Origin of the sequence: Vagococcus sp., assembly GCF_036639995.1 — a bacterium.
Taxonomy (GTDB): Bacteria; Bacillota; Bacilli; order Lactobacillales; family Vagococcaceae; genus Vagococcus.
This window is the reverse complement of sequence record NZ_JAVWHO010000035.1, coordinates 9,877-26,073: the sequence shown is the minus strand read 5'-3', so window position 1 is coordinate 26,073 and position 16,197 is coordinate 9,877. Positions and strand designations below refer to the sequence as shown.

Annotated in this window: 16 protein-coding genes and 1 tRNA gene; 16 read left to right on the top strand and 1 reads right to left on the bottom strand. The window is 32.4% G+C overall.

Features of this window, described 5'->3' with window-relative positions; all coding sequences use genetic code 11:
- Nucleotides 1-575 (bottom strand): hypothetical protein (locus tag RR554_RS09040; RefSeq protein ID WP_332467863.1); only part of this gene is annotated, 575 nt, incomplete at its 3' end.
- Nucleotides 576-684: 109 nt separating this feature from the next.
- On the opposite strand from RR554_RS09040, the gene RR554_RS09035 reads away from it, so the two are divergent.
- From RR554_RS09035 to RR554_RS08960, 16 genes are all read left to right on the top strand, one after another.
- Nucleotides 685-1,629 (top strand): aromatic acid exporter family protein, encoded by a 945-nt coding sequence (locus tag RR554_RS09035; RefSeq protein ID WP_332463941.1) that lies wholly within the window; start codon nt 685-687, stop codon nt 1,627-1,629.
- Nucleotides 1,630-1,833: 204 nt separating this feature from the next.
- Nucleotides 1,834-2,364: a hypothetical protein gene (locus tag RR554_RS09030; RefSeq protein ID WP_332463940.1), complete on the top strand. Its 531-nt coding sequence runs from the start codon at nt 1,834-1,836 to the stop codon at nt 2,362-2,364.
- Between the two features lie 39 nt (nt 2,365-2,403).
- Nucleotides 2,404-3,159 (top strand): M15 family metallopeptidase, encoded by a 756-nt coding sequence (locus RR554_RS09025; RefSeq protein ID WP_332467862.1) that lies wholly within the window; start codon nt 2,404-2,406, stop codon nt 3,157-3,159.
- Nucleotides 3,159-3,788, top strand: coding sequence for a glycoside hydrolase family 73 protein (locus RR554_RS09020; RefSeq protein ID WP_332463939.1), 630 nt, complete (start codon nt 3,159-3,161; stop codon nt 3,786-3,788). The genes RR554_RS09025 and RR554_RS09020 overlap by 1 nt, the downstream gene beginning before the upstream one ends.
- Before the next feature lie 53 nt (nt 3,789-3,841).
- Nucleotides 3,842-4,534, top strand: coding sequence for a hydrolase (locus RR554_RS09015; RefSeq protein ID WP_332463938.1), 693 nt, complete (start codon nt 3,842-3,844; stop codon nt 4,532-4,534).
- 40 nt (nt 4,535-4,574) lie between these two features.
- The gene (lepB, locus tag RR554_RS09010) at nt 4,575-5,372 is read left to right on the top strand and encodes a signal peptidase I (protein ID WP_332467861.1); all 798 of its coding nucleotides are present in this window, start codon (nt 4,575-4,577) and stop codon (nt 5,370-5,372) included.
- Nucleotides 5,373-5,457: 85 nt separating this feature from the next.
- Nucleotides 5,458-6,270, top strand: a complete 813-nt coding sequence (locus RR554_RS09005) for a bifunctional hydroxymethylpyrimidine kinase/phosphomethylpyrimidine kinase (protein ID WP_332467860.1) — start codon at nt 5,458-5,460, stop codon at nt 6,268-6,270.
- A gap of 111 nt (nt 6,271-6,381) precedes the next feature.
- Complete coding sequence (locus RR554_RS09000) at nt 6,382-6,765, top strand: DUF1149 family protein (RefSeq protein ID WP_332463935.1); 384 nt, start codon at nt 6,382-6,384, stop codon at nt 6,763-6,765.
- Nucleotides 6,766-6,810: 45 nt separating this feature from the next.
- Nucleotides 6,811-7,542: a metallophosphoesterase family protein gene (locus RR554_RS08995; protein WP_332463934.1), complete on the top strand. Its 732-nt coding sequence runs from the start codon at nt 6,811-6,813 to the stop codon at nt 7,540-7,542.
- The gene (locus RR554_RS08990) at nt 7,514-9,892 is read left to right on the top strand and encodes a hypothetical protein (RefSeq protein WP_332467859.1); all 2,379 of its coding nucleotides are present in this window, start codon (nt 7,514-7,516) and stop codon (nt 9,890-9,892) included. The genes RR554_RS08995 and RR554_RS08990 overlap by 29 nt, the downstream gene beginning before the upstream one ends.
- A 3-nt stretch (nt 9,893-9,895) precedes the next feature.
- On the top strand, nt 9,896-12,079 hold the full coding sequence (locus tag RR554_RS08985) for a Tex family protein (protein ID WP_332463932.1): 2,184 nt from the start codon (nt 9,896-9,898) through the stop codon (nt 12,077-12,079).
- Nucleotides 12,079-12,525, top strand: a complete 447-nt coding sequence (locus tag RR554_RS08980) for a SprT family protein (RefSeq protein WP_332463931.1) — start codon at nt 12,079-12,081, stop codon at nt 12,523-12,525. Before RR554_RS08985 ends, RR554_RS08980 begins: the two co-directional genes overlap by 1 nt.
- Nucleotides 12,526-12,534: 9 nt before the next feature.
- A tRNA-Leu gene (locus RR554_RS08975) sits at nt 12,535-12,620 on the top strand.
- Nucleotides 12,621-12,795: 175 nt separating this feature from the next.
- Complete coding sequence (locus RR554_RS08970) at nt 12,796-14,256, top strand: helix-turn-helix domain-containing protein (RefSeq protein ID WP_332463930.1); 1,461 nt, start codon at nt 12,796-12,798, stop codon at nt 14,254-14,256.
- Nucleotides 14,257-14,545: 289 nt separating this feature from the next.
- Complete coding sequence (locus RR554_RS08965) at nt 14,546-15,178, top strand: hypothetical protein (protein WP_332463929.1); 633 nt, start codon at nt 14,546-14,548, stop codon at nt 15,176-15,178.
- 12 nt (nt 15,179-15,190) lie between these two features.
- The coding region (locus RR554_RS08960; protein WP_332467858.1) for a hypothetical protein at nt 15,191-16,197 on the top strand (1,007 nt) is incomplete at its 3' end.

The following is a 16,197-nucleotide window of genomic DNA, read 5'->3' as shown; positions in this document are numbered from 1 at the left end:
TCCATATTACTCACAGCTTCTTCAGCAACCATGGTAACAGAGCCATAAGTTCGGTTAATAACAGAAGCTTGTTCACTTAAATTATCAACTGGTAAATTGCTATAAAGAGCTTCTTCTTGTTCAAAACCTGTATTCATGTAAAGAACTAAGGAATCATAGTTGTTATGGATAATATTTAAGCTACTGCTAATTAATTTTAGTTTATCATTATCGACGTCGACTGCTTCTTTATCACTAATTCGTTTGAATTCTTTTTGATATTGCTTGATTTGTTTTTGACCTTTAGAAAGTTCTTTAAGTAACTCTTGGCGTTTATTAAAGTTTTTAAACAAATCTCCCTCTTCTTTTTGGAAAAGGCCAGTTTCTGGTGCGATATCCATATCTTTTTCAAAAGATGGTTGAATTTTTTCTACAGTTTTTAATAAGTCGTTAATAAGTGCTTCTTGTTGTCCTATCACAGAAGTTAAATCTTTTGCTGAGGCAAGAGACTCGTCTAGTTCTTGTGTGATACCACAGGATGTAAAAATTAATAAAGTAGATAAAAAAAGAAAAATGGCAGACCATTTGTGTTTCATAGTAGATTCCTCCCGTAAGTTATATGATATACGAAAGTGCTCATTTCTGCTAGTATTTGACGTAAATCTATTTATGTTTTTTAATAGAAGTAAGAAAGAGGTGAAAAAAGTGAGAATAGGCTTAAGAACCATTAAGACAGTCATTGCTGCTACTTTAGCTATTATCATAGCTAATTACCTTGGATTGACCTATCCATCCACTGCAGGTATTATTGCGATTTTAAGTGTTACAAATTCTAAAAAATCGTCCTTTAAAGTAGGTATAGGTAGAATTATCGCTCTTTTTGTTGCCATTATTATTGCCTATGGTTGCTATCAATTACTAGGTTATACACCACTTGCTTTTGGTTTATATTTATTGATTTACATTCCAATTGCAGCAAGAGCTGACATGTCAGAAGCCATTCCCGTTAATTCAGTGTTAATCACTCACTTTTTAAATGAAAAGTCTATGCGACCAGAGTTAGTAAAAAATGCTATCTTACTGTTACTTGTGGGTGTTGGTTTAGCGTTGATAGCCAATTTATACATGCCAAACGTTAGAGATGATATTAAATCAAGCAAAGAAAAAGTAGATACATACATTAAGTTGTTGCTATTAAAAATGTCAGAAGCATTTGATACAACCTCTATTACGACTGATTGCCAATTAATTTGTGAGGGTGCTGCTAAAAGTATTTCACAAGGTGAGGACTATGCTAGAAGACATTTGGATAATCATTTATTAGCCAGTGATGGTTATGAGATTAGTTATTTCCAAATGAGACGTGTTCAATTAAACGTCTTAGAAGATATGGTAAAGTTGATGGCGCATATTGAAGTTGAAGAAGAAGTGTCTGAAGAAATTAAGCATTTGCTTGTTCGTATCTACGAAACTTATGGTGAAGAAAATGATGGTATGTCACTTAAGAAAGATGTGGAGAAAGTCTACAAACATTATGAAACCAAGCCATTACCTAAAACGCGAGAAGAATTTGAAAACAGAGCAAGGCTGTATCAATTTTTAACAGAAATTCAAACATTTATCGATATTAAAGTAGACTTTAGAGGCTAGCTAACAAGCTGGCTTTTATTTGTTACTAATGAAATGTTTTCATAGTCGCTTGTTCAGAACAAAATGCTTTTATGCCTTCCTGTTTTTTATCTCAAAGATATTAAGTTTTCATTTCTATCTTACTCAAAAAGGTGCTTTTTTTTAAAGAAAAGGGTAAAATAGCGGTAAGTGTTTTAAAATACAAATGTAAAAGGTGTGAGAGGTATGCATCAAGCAATTGTTAATATTATGTTAGATCGTATTCAGGATCAATTTGTTAGTGAAAAAATATTTTGTGATCATTTTTTAGTTATCTCATTAGAAGAATGGGAAGAGTGGAAAAAAGGAAAAGTCTCCCTTTCTAGTGAAAAAATGCAAAAAATGAAAAGCCTTTTTTCTGATTACGAGTGGATGTTGATTCAAAAAATAGCGAGACAAACAATTCTTTTTCCAGAGAAAAGAAACTATGTTGTCGCTGAATACAAACGATTAAAATCAATTATTGCCAAAGAATGGATTAATACAGGAAGGGCAAAAGTTGAATTAATCACAGAGCAACGCGTGGCAGATGATATTTTGAGTGCGTATCCTAAAAAGCATATTGTTAATTTAAGAATCTTTATGAGTTATGGTGAATGGGGTTATGATGATATTTTAGAATTTTGTATGCCTGGTGTGATCCAACAACAAATTCAAGATTCTCAAGTAGATTTATTAGAGTGGGTGGATGAGAACCTAATCGAAACATATACATAAAAATATTAAATATAAGAGTAAGGGGAATTATAAGTTTTTATGGCAAAAAAAATATTTATTACAATAACTTGCTTATTTATTGGTTTGTCGATAGTATTTTATGCCAACGAATATAAAAAGATAAAAGCAGAAACAGGACAATCTACTAAAGAAACAACGCAAGTAAAGAAAAAAGAAGAACCAAAAAAAGTAAGTTATCCAGGTAAATTGGATGACTGGGAGCTTTTATTAGTGAATGAGCAACACAAAATAAAAGAAGAACCAACGAACTTAAAAGATTTACCAGATGGGCATAAAATAGATAGCCGAATTTATGATAATTTTACGGCTTTTGTTGATGGTGCCAAAAAAGCGGGATTTGATTTAACGGTTATTTCGGCATATCGGTCAGTAAAAGAGCAAGAAGATATTGTTGAAAGAGATACTGAAACGAATATTTATCAAGGATTGCCTGAAAATGAAGCAAAAGACAAAGCCATGGAATATTTAACTGTTCCAGGCTTAAGTGAACATCATACAGGACTTGCTATTGATGTTTTAGATGTCGCCTGGTATGAAGAAGGAAAAACCCTTGAAGAAGATTTTGGTAAAACAGATGCTGGTAAATGGATAGCTGAAAATGCTTGCCATTACGGTTTTGTTATCAGATATCAAAAAGGTAAAGAGAAAATAACAGGAATAAATTATGAACCGTGGCATATTCGCTATGTTGGCAAAGAAAATGCAGAATACATGAATAAAAATAATCTTGTCTTAGAGGAATATGTCGATCAATTAAAAAAAGTAGGTAAATAATGGCAAAACGAAAAAAAAAGAACTATGCATCGCCTAGTTTTAAAAAGGTTCCTGTTATTTTGAGTGTGACAATCGTCTTAATTGGTATTTTTGTTTTAATGTCGAGCTTAAAAAAAATAACAGATCTTCCGATACAAGGAAATAACCAGGAAACAACAGATACAAAAAATGAAGAGTTTATTAATAAACTTGTACCAGTAGCTAAAGAACTTCATCAAACATACGGCATTTTACCAAGTATTATTATTGGCCAAGCGATTTTAGAGTCGGATTGGGGACAAAGCGAGCTTAGTGCCAAATATAATAATTTATTTGGGATTAAGTCCTTTAGTCCTAATGATGACTCTATTAAGCTGAAAACTAAAGAGTATAAAGATGGTAAATGGATTGAAATTAGTGCTAATTTTAAAGTATATGCTAGTTGGGAAGACTGTATGAGAGATCATACGTTGTTGTTTGTTAATGGTGTGGATTGGGACCCATATCTATATCAGGGCGTTCTTTTGGCTTCTGATTATAAAACGGCAGCTAAGGCATTACAAGCTTCAGGATATGCTACAGACCCTGACTATGCGTATAAAGTAACTAGCGTCATTGAGAAAAACGAGTTGTATCAATATGATAAATAAAAGCCAAAAAGCCTAAATTGGGTGGATGGCTTTTTATATAGGGGGAATAAGTGATGAAAAAAAATAAAGGGAATATACCAGAAATCATGACAAATTTACGAAAAGATACTATTCATGTGCCAAATGTTATTCGAGACTGCACAGGAATTAAAATTTTTGGCAAGCGGATTAAATCAATTTGTTATTCAACAGATATTTCAATTATTAGAAATATTGATGCAGATGCAGTCATTGCTGTTTATCCATTTACACCGCATCCAACGATTACAAAATGTATCATAGAAGCAGCTGATATTCCTGTTTTTTCAGGTGTTGGAGGCGGATTAACGCAAGGCAATCGTTCAGTTAATATGAGTATGTTTGCTGAAGCGAACGGGTCATTGGGTGTAGTTGTTAATGCCCCAACATCAAAAGAAACCATTTATGATATCTCTCAAATGATTGATATACCAATTGTTGGGACGATTACGTCTGAGTTTACAGATGTGAAAGAAAAAATAGAAGCAGGTGTTAAAATATTAAACGTGAGTGGTGGAAAAGACACAGCTCATATTGTAAGATTAATTCGCCAGGACTATCCTGATTTTCCAATTATGGCAACAGGTGGTCCAACAGATGAGGCTATTCTTGAAACGATAGAAGCAGGCGCTAATGCAATTACTTATACACCACCGACAAACGGTGAGTTGTTTAGCAAAAAAATGGATGTGTACCGAGCAAAAGAAAAAGAAGAATATGAAGAATAAAAAGATGTATCGTTAATGGTAAGGAGGTGGCTAATCTTTCGTGAGTAAAAAAAATAAGAAAAAAGCGTTACCTAAACTGGATATGAATGACAATCCTGTTTGGGATGTTATAACGGCAAAAGAAGTTGTTAGGAAAAACAAAGGAAAGAAAAAAAAACGCAAAGCAAGTGAATCAAGAATTGATGAAGAGTTACAAATAATTTTTGATGAGCTTGAAGAAAAAAAAGAATTTGAAAAAGCTGTAAAGCAAAAACAGAAAAAGAAACGATCGAAAAAAGTTGAATTCTCTTTATTTAAAATTTTAGTTATTATTTTAGTCACACTTATTATTGGTATTATTGGCTTTATTTCTTATAAATATGACCGTTACGCGGTAGGGACTAATTCGATGTCAAATGAAGTGACAAAAGGTAATCAAATCTTGTATCAAAAAGAATTACCAATTAGTCGCTTTAATGTGGTACTTGTTGAAAGAGATGGTCAGAAAGATTTACTACGTGTCATTGGAACACCTGGTGATGAGATTAAGATGACAAATGATGTCCTAACAGTTAATGGTTCAGAATTTGATGAACCTTATTTGAAAGATAATTTTGTTAATTTTAAATATGTGGAAGAAAATGCGAAAAAGAACTATACAACCAATTTTGATTCAAAACATATCGTTGGCATGAAAAAAGGTTCAGAAAATATCCCAGAAAGAAAATATTTTTTATTGGGAGATAATAGACAAAAAGCAATAGACAGTCGACGAGTTGGTCTATATGATGAATCAATGATTAAAGGTGTGGCAGTTATGCGTTTAACGCCTCTTAACAATATCGGATCAATTCAATAGAAAATATGCTAAAATGAGATGGAAACGATTGTGATGTGTTTCTATCTTTTTTGTTACCTATAATATGGAAGTAATGGAGTTAATTATGAAAAAAGTATTAACAATTGCAGGTTCTGATTCTTTAAGTGGGGGCGGATTACAGGCAGATTTAAGAACCTTTAGTGAATATCGCCTTGTAGCAGAAAATGTGGTGACTTGTATCGTAAGTGTGAAGCCGGAAACAGATAAGGTATCAATACAGGAAGTTTTCCCTTTGAACATCGAAAAACAGTTAATGTCGATTGATAATGATCTTTTAGCAATCAAAATAGGCATGCTTGGAAGTATTGAAACAGGAAAGTTAGTGGCATCCTTTTTAAAAGAAAGAGAAAACATACCTGTTGTTCTTGATCCTGTTCTTGCTTTAAAGGAATCAGGATTTGAGTCCAATCAAAAAATAATTGATTTTTTTAAGCAAGAATTACTACCACAAGCGACTATTACAACACCAAACTTAAAAGAAGCAGAGCTTTTATCTGGCATGAATTCAATTAATAATCTGGAAGACATGAAAGTAGCTGCAGTGAAAATATATCAAACAGGTGTCAAAAATGTGGTGATTAAAGGTGGCCAACGACTCGAAGGCAATATCGCCTATGATGTGTTGTATAATGGAAGAGAACATGTTGTGTTAGAGCAAGAAAAGTTATTTAACGGATTTAATAATGGGGCAGGTTGTACGTTTGCCTCAGCAATCTGTGGGGGAATAGCTAATGGCATGAGTGTTGAAATGGCTGTAAAAAAAGCTAAAATATTTGTTTATGAGTCCATAAAGTATGGTATTCCATTTTTACCTGAATTAGGAAATGTTTATCAAGGTGGGATAAATAGACGAAATGACGTTCATAATGAATACTAATTGTAAATTTAGATTTATTTTGTGCGAGTTATACGGTAGAATATAGAAGTGTAGATAATAAATAAATGAAAATAAATTAAAAATAGTTCGTTGAGAAAGAGGTATATAATAATGGAATTAATTAGACAACAGGAATTTGTTCAAAGCTTTCACTATGATGCATTACCAGAGGAACATTCAGAAGAAACAGCAATCAATGTTAGCTTAAATCCTTTTGAGATAAAAGAAGAAATGGAAATTGATGCAGAAAATAATTCAATTATGGGATTACGAATCGAGTACAAAATTATTTTGGATAAAGTGATGTTAACAGGAGACGTTGCACAATTTGTTCAAATAGTTAATAGAAAAGTTGATAAAATAGAAGATTTAACAACTGAAGAAGTGAATGAACTAGTAAGACCTTTATTCGTATTGATTGAACGCATGGCCTATGAAATTACAGAAATTGCATTGGACGCACCAGGTGTACAATTGAATTTCTCTCAAGAATAAAAAAGTGTTGCTACGAGCAACACTTTTTGTTTAGGAGAGATCAAAGTGAAAAAATATTTATTTGTCATTGGTGATATTCATGGAGAAATAGAGCTATTTTTATCGCTTTTACAGGATTTTGACAAAAGTGAGCATCAACTTGTTTTAATTGGTGATCTATTGGATAGAGGGAGAAAATCAAAAGAGTGTTTACTTCTAGGGATGAAGTTAGTTAAAGAGATGGAAGCTATTTATTTACGTGGCAACCACGAACAACTTTTTTTAGATTTTTTAAGAGACCCGGAGAATAGATATTCAAATTACCTCTTAAATGGTGGTGGGGAAACCATAGAGTGTTTATTGCACCAAGGTGCACTTGACGAGTATTCACCAACAGAAATGTCTTTAATGATTCAAACAAGATACAAAGAATTAATTCTTTTTTTAGAAACATTGCCTTATTATTTTGAGTGGGAACAATATATTTGTGTCCATGCGGGAGTTAATTTATCACTTCCATCATGGAAAAATACATCAAAACGAGATTTTTTATGGATTAGAAATGAGTTTCATACTATGTCTAATAAAACGGGTAAGGTGATTATTTTTGGTCATACACCAACGATGTATCTTTATAAGGAAATGGATGCGACGAAACTTTGGCTTTCAGATGATAAGATTGGTTTGGATGGCGGCGGTGTCTATGGCGGTTCGATTCATGGCGTTATTTTAGATAAAAAAAGAATTATTCAAGATATTGAGTATTTCAGTGAATACAAGTGGGAGCCTCAATTTTAAAATTACCGTTGAAGAAGAGAGAGGAAATAAAATGGGCGGCAATCAATTTAATATAAAATACCGAATATTTAAAAGAGAACGTGTTAGGGAATCGAAAGAGAGTACCTCGATTATCTCGAAGCAAAAAAGTAATTTAGATAAAAATCAATTGGAATTAGGTTGGGATAACTCATTATTAGATACATCTTATGTCTCAATTATTGGCCGTGTAATGTTAAAAGAATGGGAACGTGTGTTGAGTGATTTTCCTATTTATAGAGCCTTTTATCACACTAAAAATGATGGAGAAGTTAAATTATTTATTACATTTAACGTGACAGGAGATTTATCTGGTGAGGAAATAAAACAAGTTGTCTTTACAGCAACAGATATTCTTAACGAGTGCTTGGAAAAAGTGGCTAAAAAAGTTTTAGGTAAAGAGGTATTTGAGGCTAAGGCCAAAGAAAACATGAATGTACCAGAAGCACCAGTGAGTCAGAGCCCTGAAATTCAAGTAAATCAACCAGCCAAAACAAAACCTGTGATGAATGATTATGAAAAACAATTAAGAGAGCAAGACGCACTAATTAAACAGTTAACATTAGAAGTAGAACAACAAGAGTCTATTTTAAAAGGTTTTACTAGTATTGAATCGACAGAAACACAGTTAAACTCAGTGACGAATCATGACATGCTTGCTGATATCAATGAGTTACACGGTAAAATTAGCTCTTATGAAACGCAATTTAGTTTATTAAAATCAAGAGAAGTTAATTTAATAGAAATTAATAACAAATTAGCAGAAGAAAAAGCAAATCAAGCTGATCTTTTCCAACAAAAATTAGCGAAATTAGAACAAGCAAGTCAACAAAAAATTTATCAGTTGGAACAATTAGCGAATCAAAAAAATCAACAACTAGAACAACTAAATGGTCAAATGAAAGACATTGTTCGTGATAACCAAGCTCTCACAACAAAACTAAATACCAATGATGAAATTAATCGTCAATTGGATAAAGCAAATTTAAAACTTAATGATATGCTTGAGCAAAATAAAGTTGATGCTAAACGAATGGCTCATATGGCAAAATTAGAAGAAAAAATCAAAGAGCTAGAAAAAGAGAAGAGCTATTTCAAAGTTCAATATTTGGATAGTCAACGATTAAGTAAGCAATTTGAAAATACTAATCGCCGCTTAAATGAATCTTTGGAACGTCTACAATCAAGTCAATCTGATTTAGTAGGTAAAGCACGCGATGATTATAATGCGTTGGATGAAACCTTACAGGAATCAGAAAAATCGTTGAAACTAGAAGTTAACGAGCGCCAAAAATTAGAGATTCAGCTAACTAAACTTAATAAAAATCTAGCAGCTGAAAAACTAAAAAATGAAGAGAAAAATGATAAATTTAAAACGCTTGAAAAAGATTTCATCAATAGACAAGAAGAAAAAGATGCTTTGTTAGTTACTCAAAAAGAACTAGAAAAAGCATTAGAACAAAAAGAATTACAAGTTAAAAACGTGAAAGCAACTAATGAAATTCTAAATGAAAAGCTTGATGAATTAGAAATCAAGAAAGAAAAATGGAATTTGATGGATGAATGGCAAGAAAAATACAGTCTATTAGAAACCCGTTACCGTGAATTAGATAAAGAAGGGTATTCATATAGACAAGAAATTAACTTATTAACAGCTCAAATTAGTAAACTTGAAGGAAAAATTAAAGGCATGCCTGAAGAAGTTTATATTAAACCATCTGAGCCAGTTGAAGTGAGTAAACCAGTTTTCGTTGAGCGCATGCTAGCTAATAATGTTGAGAAAAAAGCGGTACAGTCAAAAGACGAAGATGATGAGTACTACTATGAAGACGATTATGATTACGATTATGAATATGAGTATTTCACTTATGAAGCTGATCCTTATGTTGAAGATGTTGTAACAGAGGAATTAATGAATATTCGTAAAAAGGATCAAGTCAAAGATGAGCGGAAAATCAAAGCCTTTCTTGAAGCTTCCAATGAAAGAACTTATACAGATGTAAAAATTGATGCAACTGATTATAAACAATTAATTTTATCATTCAAATTTTTAAGTTTTAGATGGGATCAAGTTTATATAATGGATGACGCAGATAAAAATTCAGCCTTTTTAGAATGGTGCGCGCCATATATTGATGAAATTGATGAATTCCAGGAAGAGCTATCATATGATGTGAAAAAATCACTCTTTAAGAAAAAATATGTTACGATAGATGAATCGGCTCTAAACTTACTTAAAGGGTATAGCCAATTATCAAATTATTTGGATACTTATTATTTACGCGTTTCTTATTATATTGATAAGTATTTTTTGAATGAGGGGAAAAAATAAATTATGCAAGAACAACAAGCTTTCAAATTACTACAAAAAGAATTAAAACAATATAAAAGTGGTCAACTTCAAACGGTCTTAAAACTTTTAGAAGAAGGTAATACTGTTCCTTTTATTGCCCGTTACCGTAAAGAGATGACAGGTAGCTTAGACGAAGTGGAGATTCGAGAAATCGAAGAGAGATACGCTTATATAGTAGGGTTGGTTAAACGAAAAGAAGAAGTTATTCGTTTAATTGATGAACAAGGAAAGCTGACAGAGGCATTGGAAAAGAAAATCAATGCGTCTGAAAAAATGCAACAAGTAGAAGATTTATACCGACCATATAAACAAAAACGTCGGACTAAAGCAACTATTGCGAAAGAAAATGGTTTAGAACCTTTTGCCCATTGGTTAATGACTTTTCCTGAAAATGAAAATATTGAAGAAAAAGCAATTACTTTTTTAAATCCAGAAAAAGAAATTAAGGAAGTAGAAGACGTTTTAGCAGGTGCTCATGAAATTATTGCTGAGATGATTAGTGACGAACCAACCTATCGTGAATGGTTACGTGATTTTGTTTGGCAGAATGGTATTTTTAAAACAACGGAAAAAGATACTAGCCTAGATGAAACGGCTGTTTACGAAATGTATTATGACTTTAATGAACCAGTGAAAAAAATTGCGTCACACCGTGTGTTAGCTAGTAACCGTGGTGAAAAAGAAGGCGTTATAAAAGTCGAGTTAGACATTGATGAAACGCGAGTATTTAATTATCTTGAGAAAAAAATCATAAAAAAAGACGCAAGTTCTGCAAGTTCTGTTGTTAGAGCAGCATATGAAGATAGCTATAAACGGTTTATTGGACCTGCGATTGAACGAGAAATTCGTGGCGAATTGACGGAAAAAGCAGACGAGCAAGCTATTTCAATTTTTGGTGAAAACTTAAGAAACTTACTATTACAATCACCATTAAAAGGAAAAGTTGTTTTAGGATTTGATCCAGCTTATCGTACAGGTTGTAAATTAGCGGTGGTTGATGAAACTGGTAAATTACTTGCAGTTAAAGTAATTTACCCACATAAACCAGCTTCATCTGCTAAAAGAGCAGCAGCCTCTGGTGAGTTTATTTCATTTATTGAGGAATATAAAGTAGAGATGATTGCTATTGGTAATGGGACAGCAAGTCGTGAGTCAGAATTGTTTGTTTCTGAGAACCTAAAACAAATCAAACGTGAAGTATTTTATGTCATTGTAAACGAAGCGGGTGCTTCTGTTTATTCAGCAAGTGCGGTAGCTAGAGAAGAGTTCCCTGATTTGCAGGTGGAAGAAAGAAGTGCTGCAAGTATTGCCAGACGTTTACAAGATCCGCTAGCAGAGTTGGTGAAAATTGAACCAAAAGCAGTTGGAGTAGGACAATATCAACATGATGTGGCACAAAAACGCTTAACTGAACAATTAGACTTTGTTGTCGAAACAGCTGTGAACCAGGTAGGCGTTAATGTTAACACAGCAAGTGCGCAACTATTGCAACACGTATCTGGGTTAAATAAAACAACAGCTAAAAATGTTGTCTTGTACCGTGAAGAAAATGGGGTCTTCAATAGCCGAGCACAACTTAAAAAAGTCCCACGCTTAGGACCAAAAGCGTACGAACAAGCTGTTGGCTTCTTGAGAATACCTGATGGTAAAAATATTTTAGATAATACAGGAATTCACCCAGAAAGTTACGCAATCGTTAAGGAACTATTGAAAGAAATTAACCTAAAAGCAGAAAATTTAGGAACAGAAGAAGCAAAAGCCGCATTAGAAAAACTATCAGCAAGTGAGTTAAGTCAAACTCTTAATATTGGTAAAGAAACACTTGATGATGTTTTAAAAGCACTGCTTCAACCTGGAAGAGATATGCGTGAAGAAATGCCGGCACCACTTCTTAGACAAGATGTGTTAAGTATGGAAGATTTAAAAGCAGGGATGGAACTTCAAGGCACAGTTAGAAATGTGGTTGATTTTGGAGCCTTTGTTGATATCGGTGTAAAACAAGATGGCATGGTTCATATTTCTAAATTAAGCACGCGCTTTATTAAGCATCCAACTGATGCTGTAGCAGTTGGGGATGTTGTGACTGTATGGGTCGAAGACGTAGATCTTAAAAAGAAACGTATCGCCCTAACAATGATACCCATAGCTAAGAGTGAATTAAATTAATGACAAATGATGAGTTACAATGTTTAGTTGAAGAGATTTCTAAAAAGGACTTCAAGCGACCATTTAGACATCAAGCAACATTTAACAAGCGGTTAAGAACAACTGGTGGCAGATATCATTTATCAAGCCACCGGTTAGATTTTAACCCTCGAGTGGTTGAAGTATATGGTAAAAAAGAATTAGTTGGTGTGATTAAGCACGAACTATGCCATTATCATCTACATTTAGAAGGAAAAGGGTATCAACATAAAGACTCAGACTTTAAGCAATTACTTAAAGAAACTGGTGGTAGTCGTTTTGTTAAAGCTTTAGGCGACAAGACTACTTTAACCTATCGTTACTATGAGTGTGCTTCTTGTCACAGTACAATAATTAGACGTCGACGAATTAATACAGAAAAATATGTTTGCCAGTGTGGCGGAAAACTAAAAAATTTGGTAAAATAGCAATAGCCAGCGAGAATGGCGGAATTGGCAGACGCGCAAGACTAAGGATCTTGTAAAGAATATTCTTTGTGAGGGTTCGAGTCCCTTTTCTCGCATTTTTATTGAAACTTATCAGGATAAGGTACATCAAAAAATAATTTTGGTGTATTTTTTTAATACAAAAAAATTTAAAATTTATTTAAAGACTGATTATAACTTATAAAAAGCTCGTTTTTTATTTTGTTGTATGATAGGATTATTTTTTAGGGAATAATTTTGGAGGGAGCAAACTTGAATATTCTAGACCTTTTAGACAAGCCCGAAATGACACAAGTTAAGATTGTTCAAAACTTGTTGGATAACGGTGGAAAGATGAGTGTTAAAGAATTAGAAAAACAAGTTAGGGTATCTTCAGCGTCGTTAAATAAATACCTTAATATTATGGATGAATTACTGAATGAACTAGATAAAGGGATACATATTGTACTTGAAAATAAGAAAGTCTTTTTAGAAATCCCGTATTATTTTAACTTACAACATATCTTAATCCACTATTTAAATGAATCGATAAACTGTCGAATTATTATGTATTTGAGTAAACATGATGGTTTTTCAATTCCTAGACTATGCCAGGAATTAATGATTAGTGAAGCCACACTTTTTAGAAGATTAAAAGATATCAATCAACTAATTGCTGAGTTTGATATTCAAATTAAAAATGCTAAATTTTCTGGAGATGAACTACAAATAAGGTACTTTTTATTTGAATTTTATAACCATACGTTACCAATTGATGTGATTAGCTATCATCCATTAGATCCTGTCATTGTGTTACTTATTGAAAATCTATCCGAAGAGCTTAAATTACCAATAGAAGAGAAAAATTTTTATCATCTTTATTTATGGCTGTTAATTAGTAAAAGAAGAGAGCTTCATGGTTCGACATTGGAAATTTCACAACAAGAAATTTACCGCCAAATGATAGGAGAAAAATTTACACGGGCAGTTAAGCAAACCAATAGTAGATTACCTAATTCTGTACCAGCTATTCAAACAGAAACGGATCTTATTTGTTTGTATGTGTTTTTTTTATCAACCTACATCTATGATAGTCCAATGGCTAAAAATCCATATATGATGGACTTTTTTAAAAATGATTTCTTTAGAGACGTCATTAATCTAAGTGAGAATACATTGGAGACAATTGGGAAACATTTTAATTTAAGTTATTTATCAGAGAATTTACTTTGGTATATTGAATGTAATTTATATCAACTTCATTTTCGAATGACGCAATTTAATAGTTACATGAGCTACTTTGAATCAAACTATTTAGTCTCAAAACGAATGGACGATTCAATTAGTACCATCGTTAACCATGTGATTTATGAACATTTATCATTGTTTCCTTTGGAGTTATCACCAGCAATTTATGACCATGTATTCTTAAATTATCGTTTTATTTTACAGATTATTGAAAGTGAATGTGTTAAATCGATTTCTGTTGGTATCGCTATTCAGGTAAATTACTTGGCACAGCAAGATATATTGAAAAACTTAGAAACAACATTTTCAAAGGAGTTTAATGTATCCTTTGAAATTGCGCACAATGAAAAAATTTATGATTTACTAATTACTGATATATTTTTAACGGATACACCGTATAAATACAAACAAATCTACGTTATCAACGAAATCATTAATACATATGATGAAAATATGATTCGTGAGTTACTGTTAAATAGTCATTAAAATAGTGAAGAGAATGGACTTTTAATTAGTTTATTCTCTTTTTTTGTGTCTAAAATAAAATTAAAAGAGGTTAACAGAGTATTTTGTAGTCATTAATATCATTTAATGTCATTTTTTTATAGGATATTGAAAAAAGTCGATAGTTTTAATTAAAGATAGGCTGATATATTATTATGTGTACAGTTCAGTTAATAATAATTGTTATCTAAAGACAGTTATTACGACTAATTAATTTTATGTGATGCTTTGTATTTTTTGAGAGGAGGAGTGTCTGATTAGTAAAAAGATTGTGAGAATATTTGTTGTTGTTATCGCCTTAGTAGGACTTGCTTGCCCAATGGTTTTAAAAGCAGTTAATAATAATCCGTTTAAGTATGCCCAAGGTCAAAAAAAAGAAAAGACTAAGGCAACAATCGATGAAAGTCCAATAGAGACACTAACAACTGATGTTAAAAACAGTAAGAAAAAAGAAGTAGAGGACAAAATCAAAGAAACAAAACAAAAAGAACTACAAGAAGAATACTCTGAATATCTTGAAAAGATTCCGTTTGGTAATTTTATCGAACTTAAAACAGAAGATGAGGGAAGAGTATCTCTAAGTATCGCAAAAGCTACACGACTTAAAGAATCGGATGACCGTGTGAAAACAGTCAAGCAAGAAATTAGTGATGTCGGTCAATTAGTTGAATTTGAGTATGATGTCTATGTCTCAAAAGGTAGTTTTTTATTTAACGGAACTATCTTTCAGTACTTCGATAAGGATGATGAACAAGGGGCAGTTATTCAAGATGAGCTAGAGCAAGGAGCAACACTTGAAAAAGGGGAAAGAAAAACAGCGAAAGTCTTAGTTGCTTTTAAAGGAACAGGAGATAAAATTTCTGCAAAAATAGGTAATGCAACTTTCACTGGAAACATTGAATAATGAGGTGGTAAATTGATTTACTGCATAGGAAATAATTTAGGGAAAAAGTTACCAGGAATTGAACATAGTCAAATAAAAAGAGTGAAGTTATTTTTACAAATGGGGGAGAAAGCAAAAATAGTTACACTTTCTCATGGCGTTGATTTATATGAGAACGCCTCATTGTTTTCAATATCAGATAATATCTTTTCAATATATGATTATTTCCAAGAGGCAATGGGGGACAATCGTTATTCACAAAAAAATTATTATGATATGTGGCAAAAGGATCCAAAATATCGTTTGGAACCTGTCAAACATACAACAGATGTCAGAGTGTTTTATCAAGAAGATTATATCTGCTATGCACATTTTTATGATGAAACATACCAACGAATTAGTTATATTAATTATTTTGATGGTCCTTACGAAAAACGTCGCAAGATAAAGAGAGAGATTTTTGATTCACGTGGTTTTTTAAGTAATGTAAAAATACTAGGGGAAAACCAACGAGTAATAGTAGATAGTTACTTAAATCCAAGTGGGGATGAAAAAATAGTTTGCTACTACAATGAAGGAAAAGAGATATCACGCATTCAGCTAACAGACTATAAAAATGAAACCTATTATTTTAAAAATAAAAATGAATGGCACGCGTTCTTTCTAGATGAGCTTAACCAAGAGAAAACTATTTTTCTATCAGATAGGACACAATCAATGATTTCTAGTGTTCCGTTGATGGAAACAAGAGCGACGTTTATTCCGATTATACATAATGTGCATCTAAGAGCACCTTATGAAACGAAAATATCAGAAATTACGTCACCTTATCAATCCATTTTTTCAAACTTGGATAGCGTATCAGCGATTGTAGCGTCCACAACACATCAAGCACAAGAGTTAAATGAGCGATTGCCAGAAACGATAAAAGCTTATCCAATACCTGTTGGTTACTTAGAATCAACGACAGTCAAAAAGATAGATTTTGAAAAAAGAAATCCGTTTAAAATAGTTTGTATGGCTAGGTATTACACTGAAAA

Bases quoted from the DNA above. Each gene is read 5' to 3' on its own strand.
- RR554_RS09030 (WP_332463940.1), top strand. From the start codon at position 1,834: ATGCATCAAGCAATTGTTAATATTATGTTAGATCGTATTCAGGATCAA.
- RR554_RS09025 (WP_332467862.1), top strand. From the start codon at position 2,404: ATGGCAAAAAAAATATTTATTACAATAACTTGCTTATTTATTGGTTTG.
- RR554_RS09020 (WP_332463939.1), top strand. From the start codon at position 3,159: ATGGCAAAACGAAAAAAAAAGAACTATGCATCGCCTAGTTTTAAAAAG.
- RR554_RS09015 (WP_332463938.1), top strand. From the start codon at position 3,842: ATGAAAAAAAATAAAGGGAATATACCAGAAATCATGACAAATTTACGA.
- RR554_RS09005 (WP_332467860.1), top strand. From the start codon at position 5,458: ATGAAAAAAGTATTAACAATTGCAGGTTCTGATTCTTTAAGTGGGGGC.
- RR554_RS09000 (WP_332463935.1), top strand. From the start codon at position 6,382: ATGGAATTAATTAGACAACAGGAATTTGTTCAAAGCTTTCACTATGAT.
- RR554_RS08985 (WP_332463932.1), top strand. From the start codon at position 9,896: ATGCAAGAACAACAAGCTTTCAAATTACTACAAAAAGAATTAAAACAA.
- RR554_RS08980 (WP_332463931.1), top strand. From the start codon at position 12,079: ATGACAAATGATGAGTTACAATGTTTAGTTGAAGAGATTTCTAAAAAG.